Source organism: Enhydrobacter aerosaccus (assembly GCF_900167455.1).
Taxonomy (GTDB): Bacteria; Pseudomonadota; Alphaproteobacteria; order Reyranellales; family Reyranellaceae; genus Reyranella; species Reyranella aerosaccus.
On the sequence record NZ_FUWJ01000001.1, the window covers coordinates 1,332,373 to 1,357,314 of the forward strand.

Genomic DNA, 24,942 nt, shown 5'->3' on the forward strand with positions numbered 1-24,942 from the left:
TGAGCCGCTACATCATGCCAGGTGCGCCAAGGTCGGTGCCGTCGATGAAGCGCGTATAGCGATAGGGGTGTGGATCGACGAGCGGCGGATCGCCTGCGATCAAGTCCGCCGCCAGCCGACCGGCGGCGGGACCGATGCCGAAACCGTGGCCGCTGAATCCGGTGGAAAGATAGAGCCCCGGCAATGGATCGACGGCTGAAATGACGGGTATCCCGTCGGGCGTCGAATCGATCAGCCCGCCCCAGCTCTGGGCGACCTTCAGGGTCTCGAACACGGGATAATGCTCGGCGAGACGGGTCAGACCCAGCTGGATCAGGGCGGGGTCGGGCAACGGATCGAGCGTGCGATGGTGCTCGAACGGAGAGATCTGATCGAACGACCAGCGCGCGAAAGTCTCCGGCCCGTCGAAGAAGGACCGCCCGATGCCAAATCGCAATCCCCAGCGTCGCACCTTGAAGGTGGGCCAGAAATCGCGAGCGTACATCAATCCCTGTGGCGACAGCTCGACCCGACCGCGTCCTCCAAGTCCGACCGTATAGCCGCCATCGAGGCGGCGCCGGATCGTCACATCCGGCATCGACAAGCCGCCTTCGCTGACCGCCGGCGCCGGAAAGGTCGCGAAGGAGGTCGCGTAAACGCTGGCCTGTGGCAGGCGAATGCCGTGTCGGCGGCAAAGCAGGGAACTCCAGGCTCCGGCCGCGCAAAGCACGGTACGAGCGCGGATCCGGCCTCGTTCGGTGACGACTCCGGCGACCCTGCCGGCTTCGAGGTCGAGGCCGCGCACGGCGCAGCTCTGATGGATGGTGACGCCCAACCGCTTTGCGGCTGCGGCGATCGCCGGGCCGGCCAAGGCCGGTTCGGCGCGTCCGTCCGTCGGTGAATAGACGCCGCCAATCCAGTCCGGGCTGCTGCCCGGCGTCATCGCCTTGGCTTCGGCGGCGCTCAGGACCTGGCTGCGCATCTGATGCTCGCGGGCTTTTAAGGTCCAGGCTTCCCACTGGGCGAAATCGGCCTTGCGGGTCGTGACGTAGAGAAGGCCGGTGCGTCGAAAGCCGGTGTCGACACCGAGTTCCTGGTTGATCTCGCCCCAGATCTCGAGGCTCTTCATGGCGAGCGGCAATTCGCGCAGGTCGCGATGCTGCTGGCGGCACCAGCCCCAGTTCCGGCTGGTCTGCTCACCGGCGATCACGCCTTTCTCGATCAGGGCCACCGACACGCCCTTCTTCGCCAGCGCATAGGCGGCGGAAGATCCCGCGATTCCGCCGCCGATCACCGCCACGTCCACGGTGCCCGGCAGCTTCTCGTCACTTGCAACCGGCTGCACAGGCGCAGGCATGGCGATCACTTTCCTCGACGACAAACTCCAGCGCCGGTAGTAGCAGGTCGGACATGCAGTGCGAACTGGACAATGCGACCATTCACTATCAGGCGCATGGTGAGGGTCGGCCCATACTCTTCCTCCATGGCTGGTCGATGGACCACCGCCTCGAGGTCGCGGATTACGAGCCGATCTTTGCCTCCCACGCGGGATGGCGACGGCTCTATCCAGACCTCCCCGGCATGGGACGGTCGATCGCAAAGGAAGGGATCAAGGCCCAGGACGACATCCTGGCCGCGTTGCTGGCGTTCATCGATCGCGTGATCCCCGACCAGCGCTTCCTGCTGGCCGGGACATCGTTCGGAGCCTATCTCGCACGCGCCATTGCCGTCCGGCGGCGGCCACGGGTGGCCGGCCTGTTGCTGCGCGTGCCCTGTATCATTCCCGACGATGCCAGGCGCACGCGACCTCTGTTTCAGCCCCTGGTGAGCGACGAGACCTTGCTGTCGTCGCTCGAGGCGCGGGAACGAGAGGCTTTGGGTGACGTGCTCGTGCAGACCTCCGAATACGTTCAAGCGTTCGGACAGAAAGTGCATTCGCTGATCGAACCTGCCATGAAAGCGGCGGCGCCACTTGCCAGCGACATCCGCGCCGATTCCCGTCGGTACGGCTTGTCGTTCGATCTTGCCCAGGAAGAGAAGGGTTTCACGGAGCCGACGCTGATCGTCGCCGGACGACAGGACACCGTCGTCGGCTATCGAGATGCCTGGGAGATTCTGGAGAGCTATCCGCGCGCGACATTCGCCGTGATCGATCGCGCCGATCATGCCTGGCCTGTCGAATCGCCAAACCTTCTAGGACCGTTGGTCGGGGATTGGTTGGCCAGGGTAGCCCTTGCCGAGCGGCAGGCCTGATCTGGCGATCATTTCGTTCCTCGATAGCGCCGGCGGCGTCCAGTGGCGCCGCCAGGCGCTTTACGGGGGAGAACGCGGCGCGGTACTTTCGCGCCCCTGAGAGGAGCCCCCAATGGATTTGACGTTCGGCAAGGAAGAACTGGCGTTCCAGCAGGAAGTGCGCGACTGGCTGAAGGAGAACCTGACGCCCGAGATCGTGGGCGAACTGAAGGTCGCGCGAAATGCCTATTTGCCGAAGGAGCGGCTGATCGACTGGCAGAAGCGCCTGGCCAGGAAAGGCTGGCTCTGCACGGGCTGGCCGAAGGAATTCGGTGGACCCGGCTTCACCACCACGCAGAAGTATATTTTCGAGATGGAGATGGCGCGGGCGGGCGCTCCCGGAACGTCGCCGTTCGGGCCGAAAATGTGCGCGCCGGTGATCATGAAATACGGCTCGCCGGAGCAGAAGGCCCGGCACCTGCCGCCGATGCTCAATTCGGACCTGATCTGGTGCCAGGGCTATTCCGAACCAGGCTCCGGGTCGGATCTCGCCAGCTTGCGGACGCGAGCCGTGCGCGAGGGCGACTACTACATCATCAATGGCCAGAAGACCTGGACCACGCTGGCGCAGACCGCCGATTGGATCTTCTGCCTCGTGCGGACCTCGACCGAGGGCAAGCCGCAGGAAGGCATCTCCTTCCTGCTGATCGACATGAAGACGCCCGGTATCTCGGTCGAGCCGATCATCACCGCCGACGGCAATCGCGCCGGCACGCAGGAAGTGAACTCGGTCTTCTTCACCGACGTCAAGGTGCCGGTCGAGAACCGCGTCGGCGAGGAGAACAAGGGCTGGACCTACGCCAAGTACCTGCTCGAGTTCGAGCGCGGCGGCAATCCCTACAGCCCGCGGCTGCGCTCCAGCTTCGAGCGTCTGAAGCGGCTGGCCTCGTCGATGGAAGAGGGCGAGGGCTCGATCCTGGCCGACCATGCCTGGCGCGAGAAGCTGGCGCGCATGGATATCGAGATTTCCGGCCTCGAAATGTTCGAGCAGGAATTCTATTCCAAGCTGGCGTCGGGTCAGAATCCGGGACCGCTGTCGTCGATGATCAAGCTGCGCGGCACCGAGGTGATGCAGCAGGTCCAGGAATACTGCGTCGAGGCTGCTGGCTGGTACTCAATGCCGTTCCCCGAACAACGCGCGTGGAACGCGAATGTCGCGCCGATCGGACCGGAAGGCGTCGACGTGCTGGCGCCGCGCTACTTCAACGGCCGCAAGATGACGATCTATGGCGGCTCGTCGGAGGTGCAGCGTGGGATCATGTCCAAAGTCATGCTGGGCCTTTAGGCCCAACGTGATGCTGCGTGAAGCGCAACGAAGTCGAAGGATCTTCTCTCCGCGAAAGCTATCCTTCGAATCGAGAGAAGGTCTCTCCGCTTCGCGCCTAGGGCGCTTCGGTCGAGACGACGGGTAGGGACATACGCAATGGATCTGGCGTTCAACGAAGAAGAACTGGCCTTCCAGAAGGAAGTACGCGACTGGATCGAGGCCAACATGCCGCCGGAAGTGGCCGAGGAAAGCCGCCGTAGTCGATCGAGCCACGTGTCGAAGGAGCGGCTGCTGCAGTGGCAGAAGAAGCTCGCTGGCAAGGGCTGGCTGTGCCCGAACTGGCCCAGGGAATATGGCGGCCCGGGCTGGAACTCGACGCAGAAGTTCATTTTTGAAATGGAGATGGCGCGCGCGGACTCGCCCTATCTCTCGTCATTCAGCATCAAGATGGTCGCGCCGGTGTTGATGAAGTTCGGTAGCGAGGCCCAGAAAAAGCGCTTCTTGCCGAAGATCGCCGCCGCCGAGGAACTCTGGTGCCAAGGCTACTCCGAGCCGGGCTCGGGCTCTGATCTTGCCAGCCTGCGTACCCGGGCGGTGCGCGAAGGCGACCATTACATCGTCAACGGCCAGAAGATCTGGACCACCAATGCGCATTTCGCCGACTGGATCTTCTGTCTCGTGCGCACCTCGACCGAAGGCAAGCAGCAGGAAGGCATCTCCTTTCTGCTGATCGACATGAAGTCGCCCGGCATCCGAATCGACCCGATCTACCTGGTCGATGGCACGCGCACGCCGATGCGGCACGAGGTGAACCAGGTCTTCTTCACCGATGTGAAGGTCCCGGTCGAAAATCTGGTGGGTGAGGAGAACAAGGGCTGGACCTACGCCAAGTACCTGCTCGAGTTCGAGCGCGGCGGCCAGGCCTTCGGACCGCGGCTACGCAAGGCGTTCCGACATTTGCAGACCCTGTCGAAGAGCCAGCTGAGCGAAGGCGAGCCTCTTTCGGCCAATCCGGTGTGGCGCGAGAAGATGGCTGCAGTCGAGATGGAGATCGATGCCGTCGAGATGAACGAGCTGATGTTCTATTCGAGCCTCAAGACCGGCGACGCGCCTGGCAACATGGGTTCGGTCGTGAAGATGCGAGGCACGGAGGCCGGGCAGAAGGTCACCGAACTCGCGGTCGAGGCCGTCGGCTGGTATGGCGTGCCGTTCACGGAACTGCGCAACTTCGACAGCAACGTCGTCCCCGTCGGCGGCGAGTATGTCGATGACGTGGCCCCGCGCTATTTCAACAACCGCAAGACCACCATCTATGGCGGTTCCTCGGAAGTGCAGAGGAACGTGCTGGCGAAGGCGATGCTGGGACTGTGAGGCAGCGGCCCAGGCGGTATGCCTTGCGTCCCCAGGAGAAGCTGATCGAGGGTTGAAACGAGCCTCTCTGCTTCGCGCCCTTCGGCGCCCCGGCCGAGAGAACGGAGGGAAAGATGGATTACCGCAATCTCGGCCGCGCCGGCGTGAAAGTCTCGGAGATCTGTCTCGGCACGATGACGTTCGGCAACGGCGCCGATCAGGCGGGCGCCAGTCGGATGGTCGATGCCGCGCTCGATGCCGGCGTCAATTTCTTCGATACGGCCAATGCCTATGTGAGCGGCACCTCGGAGACAATGCTCGGCGTTGCGCTGAAGGGGCGGCGAGAGAAGGCGGTGATAGCCTCCAAGGTATTCAACCCCATGGGGCCCGGAATCAACGATTCCGGTCTTTCGCGACTGCACATCAAGCAGCAGGTCGAAGGCAGCCTCAAGCGTCTGCAGACCGATTACATCGACATCTATTACATCCATCACGTCGATCATCAGACACCGATCGAGGAGACGCTGCGCGCCTTCGACGATCTCGTGCGCGAGGGCAAGATCCTCTACACGGCCTGCTCGAATTTCGAGGCCTGGCGTCTGATCGACACGCTATGGATCAGCGAGACCAACGGTTGGGCACGATTCGACGCCTACCAGCCGCAATACAGCCTCATGGTTCGCGACATCGATGAAGAGATCGTGCCCGCGTGCCAAGCCAAGGGGCTGGGAGTGGTGGCTTGGTCGCCGCTAGCCTCAGGATATCTCGCTGGCAAATACACCCCGGGCAGTCTGAAAGTGCAGGGCACGCGCTCGGCCGAGGGCTGGGGCTTCCAGGCGCGGTTCTTTGCGCCCAACCATGCCGAAATCCTGCAGACCTTGCTCGACACGGCCAAGGAGATCGGCCGTACGCCGGCGCAGACGGCTCTGCGCTGGGTGATGGATCAGCCGTTCATGACCAGCGCCATCGTCGGTGCCCGGAACGCCGAGCAGCTTGCCGACACGCTGAAAGCGGGCGGATGGCGTTTGCCAGCCGAGGCGCTCGACAGCTTGAACAAGGTGTCGGCGCGTCCCACCCGCTATCCGCGCGCCTTCGAGGATCCGATGCCGGGGCGCCGGCAATCGGCGGTCAAGATGCCGGGAATGCCAGCGTAGACGCGCCGTATGTCGATTATCATACGATATGATGAACGACATACCCTAAGGTGCGCTTCAACCCGCCAGCACCGGTTCGCCGACGATCTGGGTGCGATGCATCAGGCGTCGCAAGCTCTCGTCGAACGTATCTCGGCGGTGCATGACGCAGCGATTGTCCCACATCACCAGATCGCCGACTCGCCACTTCTGATACCAGGTGAAGCGCTCTTGCGTGGCGTGGGCCCATAGCGCGTCGAGCAGGGTCTCGCTGTCCTCGACCGAGAGCCCGTGGATGTAGGCGCCAGGCCGCCGGCCCAGGAACAAAGCCTTGCGCCTGGTGACGGGATGCAGGCGGACGAGCGGATGGACCGCTCCCGGCGTCTGGCGGACATCGTAGGTGGTCTGAAAGCCCTTGCGCAGCTCGCCGGCCGAATTGTGGCTCGAATCGTGGATGCAGGTCTTTCCGTCTATGGCGCGCTTGAGGTCGGCCGGCAGTGTCTCGTAGGCGAGATACATGTTGAGGAAGCCGGTATTGCCGCCGTCCGGCGGAACTTCGAGCGCGTAGAGCAGGCTCGCGCGCGGCGGCAACGGATTGTAGGACATGTCGGTGTGCCAAACGAGCTCGGCGTTGCCGAGCCCGCCGACCGGCTTGCCGTTCATCTTCACGTTGGAGATGACGGCCACCCACTGTTCCGCTTCCTTGGCGATGGCCGAATCGGCTCGGTCGAAACCGACGGCGGCGATCGGGGCGCGGTCCAGTTCGCCGAAACGCGCGCTGAACGTCATCAGGGTCGCATCGTCGATGCGCTGCCCCGAAAAGCGCAGCACCAGGTGCTCGTTCCACGCCTCGAGGATGCGCTGAAAGACGGCATCGCTTATTGGCTGTGACAGATCGATGCCATGGACATCGGCCGCCAAAGCGGCGCCCGTAGGCTGGATCCAGAGGTCACTCGTCATGTCTGCCTCCACGAAACGGTGGTCGTCTAGCCGTGCATCGTCAAGCCGCCCGACACACTGATCGTCTGGCCGGTGATGAAGGCGGCGTCGTCGCTGGCGAGAAAGCAGACGGCGCCGGGAATGTCCTCGGGTTGCCCGACCCGCTTCATCGGGATGGCACCAACCAGGGCAGCACGGACCTTCTGGCCGCGCTCGTCGTCACCCGCCACGGCTGCCAGCAGCGGCGTGTCGGTCGGGCCCGGGCAAACGGCATTGAGAGTGATGCCCTTGCGCGCCACTTCGCGAGCGACGGTCTTGGTGAAGGCGATGATACCGCCCTTGCAGGCAGAATAGACCGCTTCCTGAGACGAGCCCACACGCCCCGCATCCGAGGCAATATTGACGATGCGACCGTGGCTGCGGCCAACCATGCCCTTGAGCACGGCGTGGGTCACGTTGAGGGGCCCGCGCAGATTGATGCCGATCAGCTGGTCCCACAGGTCGGGTGTCGTATCGACGAAATTGGCAAAGCGGTCCCAGCCGGCATTGTTGACCAGGATGCCGGTGGGTCCGGCGTCCGTCTCGAATTGGGCCACTGCCTTCCCGACAGCCGCATAGTCGGTGATGTCGACACCATAGGCGAAGCCGCCGGTCTCGCCCGCGACTTTCTTCGCTGCATCGAGGTTCTTGTCGAAGACGCCCACCTTCGCGCCGTAGCCGGCGAAGCGACGGCAGATCGCAGCACCGATCGCGCCGCCACCGCCGGTGACAATGACGTTCTTTCCCTGCAGTCCACGCATGGGCCTGTCCTCATAACGGCGAGTAGGGATCGAACTTGGGCTTGCGCTTCTCCAGATGCGAGGCAAGGCCTTCCTTCACATCCGGCCCGAGGAAGCCCAGCATTTCCAAGCCGAGCGACGTGTCGAAGGTCGGCCCCATCATGCGCAGCCAGTTATTGAGCGCGTACTTGGTGAACCGGATCGCCGACTGGGCGCCTTCGGCGAGCTTGGTGGCGATCTCGACGCCCTTGGCCTCGAGTTGATCATCCTCGACGCAGAGGGAGACCAGGCCAATGCGCTCGGCTTCCTCGCCGTCGACGGACTCGCACAGCAGCAGATAGTATTTGGCCTTGGCCATGCCGCAGAGCAGGGGCCAGACAATGCAGGCATGATCGCCGGCGGCGACGCCCAGACGGGTATGGCCGTCGATGATGCGCGCCTTCTTCGAGGCGATCGAGACGTCGGCCAGGATTCCGGCTACCAGACCTGCGCCCACGGCGGGGCCACGGATCGTGCTGACGATCGGCTTGGAGCAATTGATCACGTTGTAGACGATGTCGCGCGCTTCCTTCCAGGTGCGGAGGAGGGCGTTGTGATCCTTCATGTTCTTTTCGATGATGTCGAAATCGCCACCAGCCGAGAACACCTTGCCGCCGGCGCCCTGGATGATGACGCAGTTGACCGAGTCGTCGCCGTCGATGTCGCGCCAGACCTCGACCAGCTCGCGATGCATGATCGCATCGGTCGCGTTGTACTTCTCGGGGCGGTTCATCGTGACCCGCAGCACCTTGGGATGCGGGCGATCAAACACCAGGCGCTGATAGCGCTTCTGCCAGTCGGACATAAGGTCTCCTCCGTTTGGGAGAAGCCTATCATCTCGGTGGCGCTACTCCAGCGAAGCCGCTTTCGCCGCGCGAACGATGGCGGCGCATTGGTGACCAGAATCCGGTCTGGCAAGCGACCGCGGTTACAATGCGCGCGTGGCCCCGATGGAGGTGCAGCCGTTCCTCGTCGCGACCAGTGTGGAGTGAGGGCCAAATTCCCGAATTCGGGAACGTTCGGGAAAGAACGTTCGCCAGGTACGGCAAGTCTATGATGCAAAAGAGTTTTTCGATGGCGTCTCGCAAATTCCCGAAAAGCGCGTTTTCTCGCAATCGAGAAAGAGCCGAAGCGCCAGGAACGCGTGGTTCAGTAGAGCGCGGCGACCGCGCTCTTCAGACCTCGGGAGAATGAACTCGAGAGTGGCTGCGGTCAGCTTAGCGGCGCGTGTTGCCGGCGTTCCAGTTGCCGGCCGAGGCGAAGCGGATAGCCTCCTCAGCAGCTTGAACCAGGGCACGCGCCTTCTGGATGCTCTCCTGGTACTCGGCCTCGAGATCGGAATCGGCCACGACGCCGACGCCGGCTTGCACGTAGAGCGTGTTATCCTTCACCAGGCCGGTGCGCAGCAGGATGCAGGTATCCATCGACCCGTTGGCGGCGAAGTAACCGGCGCAGCCGGCATAGATGCCGCGCCGCACCGGCTCGAGCTCGTCGATGATCTGCATGGCGCGGACCTTCGGCGCGCCGGAGAGCGTGCCCGCCGGGAAGCCTGCCTTCAGCGCGTCGAGGGCCTCGAGGCCGTCCTGCAGCTTGCCCTCGACGTGGCTGCTGATGTGCTGGACGTGGCTGTACTTCTCGATGGTGAACTGCTCGACCACCTTCACCGAGCCGATCTTGGACACGCGGCCGACATCGTTGCGGGCCAGGTCGACCAGCATCAGATGCTCGGCTCGCTCCTTGGGATCGGCCAGCAGTTCGTCGGCCAGCCGCTTGTCTTCTTCCGGCGTGGCACCGCGGCGGCGGGTGCCGGCAAGCGGGCGGATGGTGACGGTGTTGTCGCGCAGTCGGACCAGGATCTCTGGACTGGAGCCGACAATGGAGAAGTCGCCATAGTCGAAGAAGATCAGGAACGGCGACGGGTTGAGGCGGCGCAGAGAGCGGTAGAGCGACAACGGCGGCAGCTTGAACGGCAGGGAGAAACGCTGCGATGGCACGATCTGGAACGCGTCGCCGGCAAGGATGTATTCCTTGCAGGTCTCGACCATCTTCTTGAACGCGTCCTTCGACATGTTGGCCTGCGGCTGGGGCAGGCTGTCGAGCACATCGGCGTTCTCCCGCCGGTAGGGTAGGGAGCGCTCGAAGTCGGAGACCGCGTCGGCCAGCCGCTCCTCGGCGGCTTCATAGGCCGCGCGCGCGCCGATACCCGGCTGCGGCCAGACGGGCGTGACCATGGCCACGTTGTCCTCGAGGCGGTCGAAGATGCAGATCAGCGTCGGGCGCACCATGATCGCATCGGGCAGGCCGAGCGGGTCCGGGTTCTTGTCCGGCAGCCGCTCCATGTCGCGGACCATGTCATAGCCGAGAAAGCCGAACAGGCCCGACGCCATCGGCGGCAAGCCCTGCGGCAGATCCATCTGGCACTCGCGGATCAGGGCGCGCAGCGTCTCCAGCGGCCGGCCCTCGAGCGGCTCGAAGGCGTGGGCATCGCTGCGGGCCCTGCGATTGATCTCCGCCTGACCACGGCGGCACCGCCAGATCACATCCGGCTTGAAGCCGATGATGGAATAGCGCCCGCGCACCGAGCCACCCTCGACCGATTCCAGCAGGAACGAATTCGGCCGGCCGTCGGCGAGCTTGAGATAGGCCGAAACCGGCGTCTCGAGATCGGCTACCGCCTTGGTCCAGACCAGCTGCGGCTTGCCCGACTCGTAGACCTTGGCGAAAGCATCATAATCAGGGGAGGCGGGCATGGCGTTACTGGGGCTGCTGGGACTGGAAGGCGGCCTGGAAGACCTGTTCGTTGACCTGCACGCCGTACTTCGCGCGCAACGCCGCCAGGAGCTGGGCGACGAGGTCGTTGGCGATCATCGTGTCGAGCTGCGTGCCGAAGCGATCGAGCTGGTCCTTCGCCTTGGCGAGGTCGGCCGGCTGGATTTCCTTGGCCCGCACGATGACGTTACCGTCGGCGGTACGCACGGCCTGCACTTTGCCGACGGCCAGCTTGAACAGGGCCTGGGTAACGGGTTGGCTCAGATAGTTGCCGGTGTCCGAATCGAACCGCGTCACGACCTTGGTGGTCCGCAGTTCGAGGCCGAGCTCCTTGGCCAAGGCCGGGAGATCACCGCCGGCATTGGCCTTGTCGACCAGTTCCTTGACCTTCTGGTCCGCCATCTTGCGGCGCTGCTCGGCCTCCCAAGCCTGCGCGACCTTGGCCTCGACTTCGGACAGGGCTGGCGTCCGCGATGGCGTGATACGGTCGGTATGGACGATGAAATATTCGCCCTTCGGCGTCTCGAGCAGATCGCTGTCGCTGCCTTCGCGCGTCGAGAAGGCGGCCTGGACGAGCTCAGCTGCGGCCGGCCCGATCACCACCTGCTTGCCCGACTGGTCCTGGCCACGGGCATCGACGTTCTCCACGGTCACGACCTTGAGGCCCAACGCTTTGGCGGCATCCGCCATCGACTGGCCCTTGCCCAGCTCGCGATCGAAATCGTTTGCCAGCTTGACCAGCAGGTCAGGCGCAGCCTGAGCCTTCAGATCCTTCTCGAGCTTGTCCTTGACCTCGTCGAACGGCGTCACCTTGCCGGCTTCGATCTTGTTGATCCGGACGACATGCCAACCCAGCGGCGATTTGATCGGTTCGGAGGCGACGCCCTCGGGAAGGCTGAAAATGCCGTCGGCAAGGGGACCCGCGGGCAGGTCCTTCTTCTGGATGAGGCCAAGCTTGATGACGCCGTCGGCGCTGCCGGTCACTTGCTTGGCCGCTTCCTCGAGCGACTTGCCCTCCTTGACCGCGGCGATGATGGCTTTGGCCTTGTCCTCGCTGTCGGTCATCGCCTGGTCGACATCGCGCTTCTCGGGCGCACCGAACTCGGCGGCCCGGGAATCGTATTCCTGCTTCACCTGATCAGGCGTGACCGAAACCTGATCCATGACGTCGTTGGTCGTCAGCAGGACGTAGGAGAAAGCTCGGTATTCCGGGATCTGGAAACGCGCCTTGTTGGCGTCGAAATAGGTGCCGAGTTGTTCTGCCGTCGGCTTGGGCACGTCGGTCACGATCGAATCGGGCACATAGATCGTCTCGCCGATGCGCTTCTCGCTCTCCATCTTGAAGATGTCGTCGCGCAGGCTCTTGGGGCCGATACCTTCGGTGCGGACCGTGCCGAACAGCTCCGTCGAGCCGATCTCGCGCCGGACATCCGCGACATAGGATGCCTCGTTGATGCGGGCCTGCTGGAGGAGATTGCGATACTTCATCGGGTCGAACTTGTTGCCCGCGCCCTGGAAGGCGGGATTCTGGGCAATGACCTGGCGAACCTGGGCGTCACTGACGACGATGCCATAGTCGTTCATGGCCTGGTCGATGACCGCGCGCTGCACCACATCCTCGAGCGCCCGGACATTCAAGCCGTACCGGACAGCCTGGTCCGGATCCGGGCGCTGGCCGGTCTGCCGCTGGATCTGGTCGAGCTGGCGGTTGAAGCGGTCGCGCACATCCTGAATCGATACGGAGGTTCCACCGACCCAGCCGTAGACGGGAACATGAAACCCGCCGACATGGGCCACGTCGTTGCTTTGCCCTCCCATCCGCAGCATGTCGCCGATGCCCCACAGCGCGAAGCTGATAATGAGCATGCCGAGGAGCACGGACATGATGATGTAGCTGGCGTATTTTCGGAACTTGTTCACGGGACGAGCTTCGTGGGCGAAAAGAACGGCAGAGCCGCGGCGGGCGCATGCCTACCACCCGCCTCACGGACAGGCAACCAAGCGGCCTTTACCGGCAGGCCGGCCGCCGCTAGACACGCGGCAAGCAAAAAGAGGGGTGTTCCATGGCGCGCACGAGACGGCCGCTGATTGCCGGCAACTGGAAGATGAACGGCCTGAAGGCGGATGCACTGGCCCTGGCGAGCGGGATTGCTGACGGCGTCCGGCAGACGGGCTGGACGGACCGGGAGGTGCTGATCTGCCCGCCGGCGACGCTGGTAATGGCCGTGGCGGAGGCGGTGAAGGGGAGCGGGGTGCTGGTCGGTGGCCAGAACTGCCATGCCAAGCCCAGTGGCGCGCACACCGGAGACATAGCGGCGGAAATGCTGCGCGATTGCGGCGCGGCCTGTGTCATCGTCGGACATTCGGAGCGCCGGACCGATTGCGGCGAGACGGATGCGGATGTGCGGGCCAAGGCGGAGGCAGCCTGTCGCGCCGGACTGCTGCCCATCGTGTGCATTGGCGAGACGTTGGCCGAGCAGGAGGCCGGAATGACCTTCTCCGTGCTTGCGAACCAGTTGAAGGGCAGCGTGCCGGCGGGGGCAACTGCCGCCAAGCTTGTCGTGGCCTACGAGCCGGTCTGGGCGATCGGCACCGGAAAAACGCCGACGATCGCCGAGGTCGCCGCGGCCCATGCCCATATTCGCAAGGTGCTGGACGGCCTGATGCCCGATGCGGCGGGGGTGAGGCTGCTCTATGGCGGTTCGGTGAAGGCCAGCAATGCGGCCGAACTGCTTGCGGCCGGCGATGTCGATGGCGCCCTGGTCGGCGGGGCCAGCCTCAAGGTTGACGAATTTTTGGCTATCGCCAAGGCGGTCTAAAGAGGCTAGAAGCGCCGGCTTGATCGAGGCCCCCACCTAAACGCTGGACGAAATGGACGCGGTACGAGGCTTTCTGCACGATTGGCGAGTAGTGTTGCTGATCATCCATGTCGGCGTCACCGCCGCCATGATCGTCGTCATCCTGCTTCAGCGCAGCGAAGGCGGCGGCCTCGGCATGGGCCGGACCGATGCCCTGTTTTCCGTCCGCGGCCAGGCCAACATCCTGTCGCGCATGACCGCGATCTTTGCCGGCATCTTCTTCTTTCTGAGCCTGGTGATGGCGTGGAGTGTCGGTGGACCGACGCGGTCCACCTCGATCATGGACACCATTCCGGCCGGAACCAATGCGCCGGCCGTACCGACCGCACCGACGACGGGGAATACGGCGCCAGCCGCTCCGGCTCCCGGCGGCACGGCACCGAGCGTACCGGCAGCGCCCTCGGCGCCCAACCGCTAACAACAATGACGACCGCTGACCGTTCCTTCGTCGAATTGCCGCCGACGGGGGCGATATCCCCATGGCTGCGTCCTTCCATCTTTGATAGTCTGTAAGCCCATGACGCGCTTTATTTTCATAACGGGCGGCGTGGTTTCCTCGCTTGGTAAAGGTCTTTCGTCGGCGGCGCTGGGAGCGCTGCTGCAGGCGCGCGGTTTCCGCGTCAGGCTGCGCAAGCTCGACCCATACCTGAACGTCGATCCGGGCACGATGAGCCCCTACCAACACGGCGAAGTGTTCGTGACGGACGATGGCGCCGAAACCGACCTCGACCTCGGCCATTATGAGCGTTTCACCGGTGTCGATGCGCGGCAAAGCGACAATGTCACGACCGGCCGCATCTATTCGACGGTGATCGCCCGGGAGCGCCACGGCGAATATCTGGGTGCGACGGTGCAGGTCATTCCCCACGTCACCGATGCGATCAACGAATTCATCGTCACGGACACCGAGGCAGAGGATTTCGTCCTGGTCGAGATCGGCGGTACCGTGGGCGACATCGAGAGTCTGCCGTTTCTCGAAGCGATCCGTCAGCTGGCCAACGAACTCGGCCGGGAACGCACCATGTTCGTGCACCTCACGCTGCTGCCGTGGGTGCCGACGGCGGGTGAGCTCAAGACCAAGCCGACCCAGCATTCGGTGAAGGAACTGCTGAGCGTTGGGATCCAGCCGGACCTGCTGCTGTGCCGGTCGGGCGACAAGGAAATCCCAGCCAATGAACGGCGCAAGATCGCCCAGTTCTGCAACGTGAAGCCCGAGCGCGTGATCGAAGCGCGCGACGTCGACACCATCTATCAGGTGCCGATCGCCTACCACGACGAAGGATTCGACCGTGAGGTCTGCCGTTACTTCGGCCTGGAAGCGGACAAGGAGCCGAATCTCGATCGCTGGCGCGGCATCGTGCGGTCGGTGCGCGAGCCGGAAGGCAAGGTAACGATTGCCGTTGTCGGCAAGTACACGGTTCTGCTCGATGCCTACAAGTCGCTCAGCGAGGCTCTGACGCATGGCGGCTTCGGCAGCAACGTCAAGGTCGGGCTGGAGTGGATGGACTCCGAGATCTTCGAGCGCGACGATGCCGTCAGCCATCTTGAGAATGTCCACGGCATTCTCGTCCCCGGCGGCTTCGGTGAACGCGGCACGGAAGGCAAGATCCACGCGGTCAAATTCGCCCGTGAACGCAAGGTGCCGTTCCTCGGCATCTGCTTCGGCATGCAGATGGCCGTGATCGAGGCGGCCCGCAACCTGCTCGGCATCGAGGATGCCTCGTCGAGCGAATTCGGTCCGACGGAGCACGCGGTGGTCGGGTTGATGACGGAATGGACGCGCGGCAATCAGGTCGAGAAGCGCGTTGCCGACGGCGATCTGGGCGGCACCATGCGGCTGGGCGCCTATCCGGCTCATCTGCGACGCGGCACCAAGGTGCATGAGATTTACGGCCAGGACGTGATCAGCGAACGCCACCGCCATCGCTACGAAGTGAACGTCAATTACAAGGACCGGCTCGAGCAGGTCGGATTGCGTTTTTCGGGCATGTCGCCCGACGGCGTGTTGCCGGAAATCGTCGAAATACCCGATCATCCCTGGTTCATCGGCGTTCAGTACCACCCGGAGCTGAAATCCCGCCCCTTTGCGCCACATCCCTTGTTCACCTCCTTCATAGGCGCGGCCAAGGCCCAGAGCAGGCTCGTCTAGCCGGCGGGGCGGGTCGCATTTCCGTCACCTTTCTCGGCTGAAGTCGCAGACCATGATCCGCCCGCTGCTTATCTCCCTGATTGCCCTGGTGACGCTCTGTGGCCAGGCCGGGGCGCAGTACGCCAGCAACTCGCCATACGGCAAGCCGGAGCGCCGGGACCCGATCTTCCTGCGTTTCCCCGAGATGGCGCAGCGATATTGGGTCAATACCGAGACGATGGCAGCAAGCCACAAGTCCGTTGCCGTGCCCATGCCCCGCCAGTGCGCTTTCGTCTACGCCGACTCCTACACGCGCGGGCAGATGAGCGAGCGCGAGGTCCAGGATACCGCTCTCTCGACCTGCAACCGCAAGCTCGCCGAGTTGGGTCCGCTGGGCGAGAACTACAACATCAATTGCCAATGCAAGGTGGTCATCAGCGACGACAAGTATGTCGTTCCGCGCGACTCCATGCCCGAGCAGGCTTATGGGCCGGCCTCGATCTTCTACCGCGACGGCCAAGGCAATATCGCCCGCCTGAACGGCAGTGCCCGCTACGGCGCTCTGATCGGTCACGACCGTTCCGTGACTTTTTCGATCGACAATGTGAATGCCGAACCGGTGTGCGAGGGGACGTTCACCAATGAAGCCCCGAACAGCGGCCGCTTCTCGCTTTCCTGCTTCAATGGCAAATTCGGCGGCAATGGGAACTATGAAAGCCGCACTGGCGCGCCAAACGACCATATCGTCGCCCGCGGGCAGAACCGCAACGGGCAGCCGATCGTGATGGTGATCGGCCTGCCGGCTCAGCTCGCCACCAATACCTATGGCGGCATTTGAATGAGGTGCGCCGGGTTGCTTGGTCTTCTGCTGCTTGCACCGGGCATGGCCGTGGCCCAGAGCGCAGGAGAGGTCGAGCGATGCTTCCAGAATCCGGCGGGCTGCACGAGCAACGGCGGCGCTTCGCCTCAAGCCGCGCCTCGCCCAGCACCGACGCCGGCACCGGATTACGCCAGCGTCCTCAAAAGCCCGGAGTCGGAGCGCCGCAAACTTCAAGAGTCGCTGCGCACGCTCGACAAGTACAACGGGCCGATCGACGGCAATCTTCAATCGGAGGCCTCGGAAAAAGCGATCACCGACTGGCAGAAGGGTCACGGTTACACGCCGGTCGGCAAGTTGACGCCAACGGAAGCGGTTACCCTGAACAACGAGGCCGCCAAAGTTCCGATCAAGCGCATCAATCCCTCGGCAGCCGGCGCAACTCCGGCAACACCACCATCGCCGCCTGCGGCGACATCGAACGCGGAGGCTCTGAAGGCCCTGCAGGCGCGCCTGGCGGAGCGCCGGAAGGCTGCTGAACCCAAGGCCGAGGCGGCGGTGCAGGCGTTGGTGCGCGATCTCAAGGCCTATGTTGCTGCCGACGGCAAGGGCGTGGCCGGCGACCAGTTCCAGGCCTTCGCCAAGTGGTATGCCGATGACAAGACCGCTGGGCGCACGATTGGCGATATCGCTCCGTCGGTAGAGGATTATGGCGAGGCCGGTTCCGGCGACGCGGTCACCGCGCAGGTGACCTTCCAGACCAAGCAAGGCGACGTGAATTACCCGCAATGTCTGATGTTCGCGTGGGTAGAAGGCAATCCGCGCAAGAATGCGCAGGCCTTTTCCTGCGACGACGTGGCCGCCGTCGAAAAGTGGAAGACAGAACAGTCGCTCAAAAGCGCGTGGCGGTAGGCTGTCGCTTCGGAGGGCCGTCGCTCCAGTCACCCAGCGGCGCTGCGAACAGGGACTTCTCCAGCCTGTCGGAAACCTGCGCCGCCCCGTCACTTGCTCCGGGGAACGCGTGCCGCTAGACAGGCCGCGCTGCTAACCGGAGTTTGCCCATGAGCGCCATTGTCGATATCCGCGGCCGCGAAATCCTCGATAGCCGAGGCAATCCGACGGTCGAGGTTGAAGTCGAACTCGAAAGCGGAGCCATGGGCCGCGCTGCGGTGCCATCGGGAGCCTCCACGGGAGCGCACGAAGCGGTCGAACTGCGCGACGGCGACAAGAAGCGTTACGGCGGCAAGGGTGTGCTGAAGGCCGTGGCGGCCGTGAACGGCGAGATCATGGATCTCCTGTCCGGCCTCGATGCCCTGGACCAGATCAAGATCGATCGCGCCCTGATCCAGCTCGATGGCACCCCCAACAAAGGGAGACTGGGCGCCAACGCCATTCTCGGCGTTTCCCTGGCCGTCGCCAAGGCCGCGGCAATGGATAGCGGACTGCCGCTCTATCGCTATGTCGGCGGCAGCCAAGCATCGGTACTGCCCGTGCCGATGATGAACATCATCAACGGCGGCGCGCACGCGGACAATCCGATCGATATCCAGGAATTCATGATCATGCCGGTGAAGGCGGAGCGGTTCGCCGACGCGTTGCGCATGGGGTCTGAAGTCTTCCACGCCCTGCGCAGCCAGCTGAAGGATGCCGGCCACAACACCAATGTCGGAGACGAAGGCGGCTTCGCGCCCAACCTGGCCACCGCCGACGAGGCACTGTCCTTCATTATGAAGGCGATCGAGAAGGCGGGCTACGTTCCGGGTGAGGATGTGATGCTCGCGCTCGACCCGGCGTCGACGGAATTCTTCAAGGACGGCAAGTACGAGCTCGAAGGCGAGGGAAAGTCACTCGATGCCGAGGGCATGGTTGAATACTACGCCCGCCTCGTCAGCAACTATCCGATCGTCTCGATCGAGGACGGCATGGCCGAGGACGACATGATCGGCTGGAAGGCGATCACCGACCGACTCGGCAAGAAGATCCAACTCGTCGGCGACGATCTGTTCGTCACAAATCCCAAGCGACTGGCCGATGGCATTCACAGCGGCATCGCCAACGCCATTCTGGTGAAGGTGAACCAGATCGGTACGCTGACCGAGACGATGGAAGCGGTCTCCATGGCGCGTAACGCCAGCTATGGCGCGGTGATGTCCCACCGCTCGGGTGAAACCGAGGATTCGACGATCGCCGATCTGGCCGTTGCCACGAACTGCGGTCAGATCAAGACAGGCTCCCTGTCGCGCTCCGACCGGCTCGCCAAGTACAACCAGCTTCTGCGGATCGAGGAGCAGCTCGGTACCCAGGCGCGTTACGCCGGCAAGTCGATCCTGCGCTAAGGCGTGGTGAAAGCCACCTCGTAGTGGACCGCAAAATCGTCATATGCCGAGAGGGCGGTCTGGCCCTCCGGCTCGACTATGGCTACGGAGATATCTTCACCCGCGAAGGCCTTGATGGCGTCCACGGAGTCCCACAGCGTCAAGGCTAGGAATTCCGTCTGCCCATCGACTTCCCGTCGCAGTAACCAGGCGCCGCGATGGCCTCGGAGTTTGGCCAGCTCCGGAAAAACTGTGGCGGTGGCATGCCGATAGTAACGTTCGGCTTGTGTGGTTGCGCGTCCTCTCCAGAGTCTGGCGATCATGCCGACAGCGTGACGCAGGAACCGCCGCCGGTATTGGCGAAAATTGAAGGTTGATCGCCGTGGCGAGGCGTCATTACCCTCGTCTCGTGGCGCGTCGTGATCCCCATAATGTCACCCAGTACTGGTGGGACAGGCATCTGCCTGGCCTCAGCCTGCTGAATGCCGACTTCACCACACACGAATATCCACCCCACACGCATGATGCGCTGGTCGTCGCCGTGACGGAGCAGGGCGGCTCAGTGATCCGGAGCCGGGGGCAGGTGGAAGATGCGCATCCCTCGACGCTGTTCGTGTTCAATCCGGCGGAGCCTCATGCAGGCCGGATGGGATGGAGTCGCCGCTGGCGCTATCGCTCGATGTATTTGACGCAATCCGCGCTTGATCGGGTTGCCCAGGGGCTTGGCACCCAGTCGGTACCGTATTTCACGCGCAACCTCTTTCGCGATGCAGATTTGATCGCGGGATTCCGGGCGATTCATCACGCGCTTGAGGAGGGGCGCGATGTATTTCACGAGTGGGAGCTGTTGATCAGTACGTTTGGCGCACTGTTCCGCCGACATGGCAGTGGTGGTGCCACCATCACGTCGGCACCGCGCGATCGCGCGCTCGTGGCTCGTGTCATCGAGCGCATGCGCGACAGCTACGCCACAAATCTTTCACTCGAAGAGCTCGCCGAGAGTGTGTGTTTAACCGTCTTTCAGCTGATCGGCCTGTTCAAACGCACGGTCGGACTAACGCCGCACGCGTATCTCACCCAGGTTCGGCTGGAAATGGCGTGCCATCTGCTGCAACAGTCGTCGTCGTTGGCAGAGGTCGCGACCACCGTCGGATTCTACGATCAGAGTGCCCTGAACAAGCATTTCAAGCGCTGCTACGGCATTACGCCGCTCCAATTCGCACGCGCGGCTGCCGCCTGACAATTTTCACCAATACCTTGCGTGCTCCCGATCCTATCGACTGAGCATGCACCTGTATTGCCATGAACACCCCGAACAACTGACCCTCGAAACCGAGATTGTGGACGCGCAGCCGGGAAAGGTGGTGCTCGCTCAATCCCCCTTCTATCCGGGCGGAGGCGGTCAGCTCGCCGACCAGGGCGTGATCCGCTGGCGCGGCGGCGTCGCGAAGGTCGTGGGCTTCGAACTGACGGCCGACAAGGTTTGGCATTTGCTCGATCAGCCGAGCGAGATCGATGGCCGGATCGAAGCCGCCGTCGATGCGCCATTCCGCCGGATGATGCGACAACTCCACACCGATACGCATATCCTCAACGCACTGGTGTTCCAGGCCTTCGATGGTGCGCTCGTGACCGGAGTGCAAATGGCCGACGATGGAACGGCCCGCATGGATTTCGACGTGCCGGGCGCCGACAACGATCGGCTGCGGGCGCTGGAGGGGCCCATCAACGATCTCATCCGCCAAGACATCCCTGTGAAGATCGATTACGTACCGGTGCACGAAGCACAGGCCCAGCGCGGACTGATCCGCAGCCGATCGGTCGCGCCGCCGCCGACGCCTGACGGAACGATTCGCATCGTCGAGATCGTTGGATTGGATCGCCAAGCCTGTGGCGGCACACATCTGGCCTCGACCGGACAGTCACCGGCCGTCCGCATCCTTAAGATCGACAACAAGGGCCGCCATAACCGCCGGGTACGGCTCTCGCTCGCTGAATAATCTTGACTTTGTTGCACCATATGTTGCCTTATCTTCTTAGAAAGACCGCATATGTTGTTGAGGCCGCGCCAGATTCTCGCCCCCGTGATCTTTGCCACGGTGTTCGGCTACTTTGGTTATCACCTGGTCAACGGTGATCGCGGTCTGCTGGCTATGGTCCATCTGCAGCGGGAAAATCAGATCGCCGACCAGAACCTGGCGGAGGCGGAAGCCACCCGCAAAATCTGGGAACGGCGAGTCTCTGAACTCCGAAACCAAAGCATCGATCCCGACATGCTGGATGAGCGGGCGCGCATCCTGCTGAACTATGCGCGCAAAGACGACATCATCATCTTCACGCCGACGCGATAGCCAGACGGTCCTCGAGACCGTCTGAAACAAACTGTCCAGCCTGATCGGCTGGACGCAAACAATCGCTCAATTGCTGCGATGCACGCATGTCGACGCTGGTTTTTCCTGATAGATCAACCACATCGCCATCGGCGATGCTATAAGCTGCGACGGGCCAATTGGAGAGGGATTGCCATGGCGAAGCCAGCCGCGAAGGCGAAAGGGGAAGCACTTCCCGACAAGTCCAAAGCAGAAACAAAGGCGCCCGGGCCCGGCGACAACAGCGTCAGTCCAGAACAACTCAAAACCTTCTACCGAGACATGTTGCTGATCCGGCGCTTCGAAGAGCGAGCGGGCCAGCTTTATGGCATGGGGCTCATCGGCGGCTTCTGCCATCTGTATATCGGTCAGGAGGCCGTTGTGGTCGGAATGCAGTCGACCATCGGCGGTCAGGATACGATCGTGACGTCGTATCGCGACCATGGACACATGCTCGCGGCGGGAATGGACCCGAAGGGCGTGATGGCCGAGCTGACCGGACGCAGCGGAGGGTATTCCAAGGGCAAGGGCGGCTCCATGCACATGTTCAGCCGCGAGAAGAACTTCTTCGGCGGACACGGCATCGTGGGCGCCCAGGTGCCAATCGGCACGGGTCTCGCTTTCTCCCACAAGTACAACGGCAACAATAACGTCTCGCTCACCTATTTCGGCGACGGATCGGCCAACCAGGGGCAGGTCTACGAAGCGATGAACATGGCGGCGCTCTGGAAGCTGCCTGTCGTGTATATCATCGAGAACAATCGCTACGGCATGGGCACCTCCGTCGAGCGTGCCTCGGCCATCACCGAACTCTATCGTCACGGCGAGGCCTTCGGCATTCCCGGCCAGCGCGTCGACGGCATGGATGTAGTGGCAGTTCGGGCGGCTGGCGAAAAGGCCGTGGAATACGCGCGCAGCGGCGCGGGGCCGTACATTCTCGAAATGCAGACTTATCGCTATCGCGGCCACTCCATGAGCGACCCCGCGAAATACCGGAGCAAGGAAGAAGTGGACAAGTATCGTACCGAACGCGATCCGATCGATCACGTGCGCAAGATCCTGCTCGACAGCAAGCTGGCGGACGAAGCCTCGCTCAAGGCCGTGGACGCGGATATTCGCAAGACCATCAACGATGCCGCGGAGTTCGCGCAGCATAGTCCCGAGCCCGATCCGTCGGAGCTGTGGACCGACGTCCTGGTCGGAGCTTAAAGCATGTCGATCCCCGTTTTGATGCCCGCCCTCTCGCCGACCATGACAGAGGGCAAGCTGGCAAAGTGGCACGTCAAGGTTGGCGATACCGTCAAAGCCGGACAGGTGATCTGCGAAATTGAGACCGACAAGGCGACCATGGAAGTCGAGGCCGTGGACGAAGGTACCGTTGCGCAGATCCTCGTGCAGGAAGGGACCGAGGGTGTGGCGGTCAATACGCCGATCTGCATCCTGGCCGCCGAAGGCGAAAGCGTTGCCGATGCCGCCAGGGCAGCTCCCCCTGCAGCCTCTGCCGCAAAAGCCGACATTCCCAATACCGAGGGGGCGCCGAAGACGGAATTGCCGCCCAAGCCGGCGGCGCCGCCAGTCGTAGCAGCGCCGGCGGCGGAGCCGGAATGGAAGGGCAAGACGGTCAAACTGACCGTGCGCGAAGCGTTGCGCGACGCCATGGCCGAGGAGATGCGCAAGGATCCTGGCGTGTTCCTGATGGGCGAGGAGGTTGCGCAGTATCAGGGGGCCTACAAGGTCAGCCAGGGCCTGCTCGAGGAATTCGGTGCCAGACGCGTAATCGACACGCCGATTACGGAGCATGGCTTTGCCGGTCTCGGTGTCGGGGCGGCCTTCGGTGGATTGCGGCCGATCGTCGAGTTCATGACCTTCAACTTCGCCATGCAGGCGATCGACCAGATCATCAATTCCGCGTCCAAGACCCACTATATGTCGGGCGGGCAGATGACCTGTCCGATCGTTTTCAGGGGCCCCAATGGCGCCGCGGCCCGTGTCGCCGCCCAGCACTCGCAATGCTACGCGAGCTGGTACGCCCATTGTCCGGGCTTGCGCGTGCTCGCCCCATGGAGCGCGGCTGACGCGAAGGGACTTTTGAAGGCTGCTATTCGCGATCCCAATCCGGTGATCTTCCTCGAGAACGAAATCATGTACGGCCAGCAGTTCGATGTGCCGGACGATCCCGAATTCGTCCTGCCGATCGGCAAGGCCAAGATCGAGCGCGAGGGCAAGCACGTTACGATTGCCGCCTTCTCGATCATGGTCGGCAAGGCACTGCAGGCGGCCGAGGAACTCGCCAAGCAGGGCATCGAAGCCGAGGTGATCAACCTGCGCAGCCTGCGCCCGTTCGATACCGAGACCATCGTCAACTCGGTCAAGAAGACCAACCGCCTGGTATCCGTCGAGGAAGGCTGGCCGTTCGCGGGCATCGGATCGGAGCTTGCCGCCCAGATGATGGAGCAGGCGTTCGACTGGCTCGATGCGCCGGTCAAGCGCGTGGCGGGACTTGATGTTCCGCTGCCCTATGCCGCCAATCTGGAACATATGGCGCTGCCCCAGGCGGCGAATATCGTCGAGGCCGCGCGCGCGGTCTGCAATCGCTGAGCGGGAGCCGGCGCATGTCGATCAATATCCTGATGCCAGCCCTGTCGCCGACCATGACAGAGGGCAAGCTGGCCAAGTGGCACGTGAAGGTCGGCGACTCGGTGAAGTCGGGCCAAGTCGTCTGCGAGATCGAGACGGACAAGGCCACGATGGAAGTGGAAGCCGTCGATGAAGGCAAGGTCGGCCAGATCGTCGTGCCGGAAGGCACCGAAGGCGTGAAGGTGAATGCCGTCATCGCCGTTCTGCTGGAGGAGGGCGAGACCTCGGTCCCAACTGCCGCCGCGCCGTCTCCGCCAGCGGCGGCCAAGCCAGCCGCACCAGCAAGCGAGGCTTTGCCGGCAGTCGCCGCACCAAAGCCTTCGGCCCCGCCAACGCCAGCCCCGCAAGCGGTAATGCCCACCTCTGCGCCCAGCGGTCATCGCATCTTCGCCTCGCCGCTTGCCAAGCGTATTGCGGCCGAGAAGGGCATCGACCTTGCAACCCTCAAGGGTTCGGGCCCCAACGGACGCATCGTCAGGGCCGATGTTGAAACAGCGCGACCGGCTGCCGCGCCTGCGGCCCCGGCTGCGCCGCGCCCAGCGCCAAGCCTACCCGCGCAACCCATCGTGACCGCGCCTGGCGATCAGCGCGTACCGCATACCGCCGTACGCAAGGTCATCGCCCGTCGCATGCTCGAGTCCAAGCAGACGGTTCCTCATTTCTACCTAACCGTCGAATTCGAGATCGACGCGCTACTCGCCGCCCGTCAGGCGATCAATGATGTCGCCCGCAAGCAGGGCGCCAAGGTGTCGGTCAACGACATGGTGATCAAGGCATGCGCCAAGGCGCTGCGAGACCATCCGGAATGCAATGCCTCCTGGACCGAAGACGAGATGATCCAGTACGGCGCGGTCGATATCTCGGTCGCCGTCGCGACCGACCGCGGGCTCATCACCCCCATCGTTCGCAACGCCGATGCCAAGGGCGTGGCACAGATCTCGACCGAGATGAAGGACCTCGCCTCGCGGGCAAAGGCCGGAAAGCTGAAGCTCGAGGAATTCCAGGGTGGTGGCTTCACCATCTCCAATCTTGGCATGTACGGGGTCAAGGAGTTCGCCGCCATCATCAATCCACCCCAGGCCATGATTCTTGCCGTCGGTGTCGGCGAGGAGCGAGTGGTCGCGCGTAAGGGCGAGATGGTGATTCGTCAGATGATGAGTTGTACGCTTGCGGTCGATCATCGCGTGGTCGATGGCGCGATGGGCGCGCAGTTCCTGCAGACCCTGCGGGCCTATATCGAACAGCCGGCCGCGATGCTGGTCTAGGAGCCG

General features: G+C 63.3%; 23 protein-coding genes. 16 read left to right on the forward strand and 7 right to left on the reverse strand.

Translation table 11 applies throughout. The features are described 5' to 3' along the window. Positions 1–7: 7 nt before the first annotated feature. On the reverse strand, positions 8–1,336 hold the full coding sequence (locus B5D62_RS06260) for an NAD(P)/FAD-dependent oxidoreductase (protein WP_085933549.1): 1,329 nt from the start codon (positions 1,334–1,336) through the stop codon (positions 8–10). A gap of 53 nt (positions 1,337–1,389) precedes the next feature. Between B5D62_RS06260 and B5D62_RS06265 the strand changes: the two genes are divergently transcribed. From B5D62_RS06265 to B5D62_RS06280, 4 genes are all read left to right on the forward strand, one after another. Next, positions 1,390–2,232: an alpha/beta fold hydrolase gene (locus tag B5D62_RS06265; RefSeq protein WP_085932911.1), complete on the forward strand. Its 843-nt coding sequence runs from the start codon at positions 1,390–1,392 to the stop codon at positions 2,230–2,232. Positions 2,233–2,344: 112 nt separating this feature from the next. Next, positions 2,345–3,556, forward strand: coding sequence for an acyl-CoA dehydrogenase family protein (locus B5D62_RS06270; RefSeq protein ID WP_085932912.1), 1,212 nt, complete (start codon positions 2,345–2,347; stop codon positions 3,554–3,556). A 138-nt stretch (positions 3,557–3,694) separates the two neighbouring features. Next, positions 3,695–4,909, forward strand: a complete 1,215-nt coding sequence (locus tag B5D62_RS06275) for an acyl-CoA dehydrogenase family protein (protein ID WP_085932913.1) — start codon at positions 3,695–3,697, stop codon at positions 4,907–4,909. Between the two features lie 113 nt (positions 4,910–5,022). Continuing rightward, positions 5,023–6,042 carry an aldo/keto reductase gene (locus B5D62_RS06280; RefSeq protein ID WP_085932914.1) on the forward strand — a complete coding sequence of 340 codons (1,020 nt, stop codon included), beginning with the start codon at positions 5,023–5,025 and terminating at the stop codon, positions 6,040–6,042. Between the two features lie 57 nt (positions 6,043–6,099). Here B5D62_RS06280 and B5D62_RS06285 read toward each other — a convergent pair whose 3' ends face one another. The 5 genes from B5D62_RS06285 to B5D62_RS06305 form a co-directional block, all read right to left on the reverse strand. Then, on the reverse strand, positions 6,100–6,981 hold the full coding sequence (locus B5D62_RS06285; RefSeq protein ID WP_085932915.1) for a TauD/TfdA dioxygenase family protein: 882 nt from the start codon (positions 6,979–6,981) through the stop codon (positions 6,100–6,102). 26 nt (positions 6,982–7,007) lie between these two features. Further along, on the reverse strand, positions 7,008–7,760 hold the full coding sequence (locus tag B5D62_RS06290) for an SDR family oxidoreductase (protein WP_085932916.1): 753 nt from the start codon (positions 7,758–7,760) through the stop codon (positions 7,008–7,010). Between the two features lie 10 nt (positions 7,761–7,770). Next, positions 7,771–8,583, reverse strand: coding sequence for an enoyl-CoA hydratase/isomerase family protein (locus B5D62_RS06295; protein ID WP_085932917.1), 813 nt, complete (start codon positions 8,581–8,583; stop codon positions 7,771–7,773). A 412-nt stretch (positions 8,584–8,995) separates the two neighbouring features. After that, on the reverse strand, positions 8,996–10,528 hold the full coding sequence (gene trpE / locus B5D62_RS06300) for an anthranilate synthase component I (protein WP_085932918.1): 1,533 nt from the start codon (positions 10,526–10,528) through the stop codon (positions 8,996–8,998). Positions 10,529–10,532: 4 nt separating this feature from the next. After that, entirely contained in the window at positions 10,533–12,467 is a 1,935-nt protein-coding gene (locus tag B5D62_RS06305) for a peptidylprolyl isomerase (RefSeq protein ID WP_085932919.1), read from the reverse strand. Positions 12,468–12,610: 143 nt separating this feature from the next. On the opposite strand from B5D62_RS06305, the gene tpiA reads away from it, so the two are divergent. The 6 genes from tpiA (at position 12,611) to eno (ending at position 18,686) form a co-directional block, all read left to right on the forward strand. After that, on the forward strand, positions 12,611–13,366 hold the full coding sequence (gene tpiA / locus B5D62_RS06310; RefSeq protein WP_085932920.1) for a triose-phosphate isomerase: 756 nt from the start codon (positions 12,611–12,613) through the stop codon (positions 13,364–13,366). Between the two features lie 52 nt (positions 13,367–13,418). After that, positions 13,419–13,823 (forward strand): preprotein translocase subunit SecG, encoded by a 405-nt coding sequence (gene secG / locus B5D62_RS06315; protein ID WP_085932921.1) that lies wholly within the window; start codon positions 13,419–13,421, stop codon positions 13,821–13,823. 99 nt (positions 13,824–13,922) lie between these two features. After that, positions 13,923–15,554: a CTP synthase gene (locus B5D62_RS06320; RefSeq protein ID WP_085932922.1), complete on the forward strand. Its 1,632-nt coding sequence runs from the start codon at positions 13,923–13,925 to the stop codon at positions 15,552–15,554. 52 nt (positions 15,555–15,606) lie between these two features. Further along, positions 15,607–16,371 (forward strand): hypothetical protein, encoded by a 765-nt coding sequence (locus B5D62_RS06325; protein WP_085932923.1) that lies wholly within the window; start codon positions 15,607–15,609, stop codon positions 16,369–16,371. Positions 16,372–16,416: 45 nt separating this feature from the next. Further along, a complete protein-coding gene (locus B5D62_RS06330) occupies positions 16,417–17,262 on the forward strand; it encodes a peptidoglycan-binding domain-containing protein (protein ID WP_139373738.1) in 846 nt (281 codons plus the stop codon). Between the two features lie 149 nt (positions 17,263–17,411). Next, positions 17,412–18,686 (forward strand): phosphopyruvate hydratase, encoded by a 1,275-nt coding sequence (gene eno / locus B5D62_RS06335; protein ID WP_085932925.1) that lies wholly within the window; start codon positions 17,412–17,414, stop codon positions 18,684–18,686. Here the strand turns inward: eno and B5D62_RS06340 are convergent. After that, complete coding sequence (locus B5D62_RS06340) at positions 18,683–18,988, reverse strand: hypothetical protein (protein ID WP_085932926.1); 306 nt, start codon at positions 18,986–18,988, stop codon at positions 18,683–18,685. The genes eno and B5D62_RS06340 overlap by 4 nt on opposite strands. A 59-nt stretch (positions 18,989–19,047) precedes the next feature. Between B5D62_RS06340 and B5D62_RS06345 the strand changes: the two genes are divergently transcribed. The 6 genes from B5D62_RS06345 (at position 19,048) to B5D62_RS06370 (ending at position 24,936) form a co-directional block, all read left to right on the forward strand. After that, positions 19,048–19,905, forward strand: a complete 858-nt coding sequence (locus B5D62_RS06345) for an AraC family transcriptional regulator (protein ID WP_231714769.1) — start codon at positions 19,048–19,050, stop codon at positions 19,903–19,905. 46 nt (positions 19,906–19,951) lie between these two features. Then, positions 19,952–20,665: an alanyl-tRNA editing protein gene (locus B5D62_RS06350; protein WP_085932927.1), complete on the forward strand. Its 714-nt coding sequence runs from the start codon at positions 19,952–19,954 to the stop codon at positions 20,663–20,665. A gap of 51 nt (positions 20,666–20,716) precedes the next feature. After that, positions 20,717–21,016, forward strand: a complete 300-nt coding sequence (locus B5D62_RS06355) for an FtsB family cell division protein (RefSeq protein ID WP_085932928.1) — start codon at positions 20,717–20,719, stop codon at positions 21,014–21,016. A 174-nt stretch (positions 21,017–21,190) separates the two neighbouring features. Next, positions 21,191–22,243, forward strand: coding sequence for a pyruvate dehydrogenase (acetyl-transferring) E1 component subunit alpha (gene pdhA / locus B5D62_RS06360; RefSeq protein WP_085932929.1), 1,053 nt, complete (start codon positions 21,191–21,193; stop codon positions 22,241–22,243). A 3-nt stretch (positions 22,244–22,246) separates the two neighbouring features. Next, positions 22,247–23,632 (forward strand): pyruvate dehydrogenase complex E1 component subunit beta, encoded by a 1,386-nt coding sequence (locus B5D62_RS06365; RefSeq protein WP_085932930.1) that lies wholly within the window; start codon positions 22,247–22,249, stop codon positions 23,630–23,632. Between the two features lie 14 nt (positions 23,633–23,646). Then, positions 23,647–24,936 carry a pyruvate dehydrogenase complex dihydrolipoamide acetyltransferase gene (locus B5D62_RS06370; RefSeq protein ID WP_085932931.1) on the forward strand — a complete coding sequence of 430 codons (1,290 nt, stop codon included), beginning with the start codon at positions 23,647–23,649 and terminating at the stop codon, positions 24,934–24,936. The last annotated feature ends 6 nt before the right edge of the window (positions 24,937–24,942 follow it).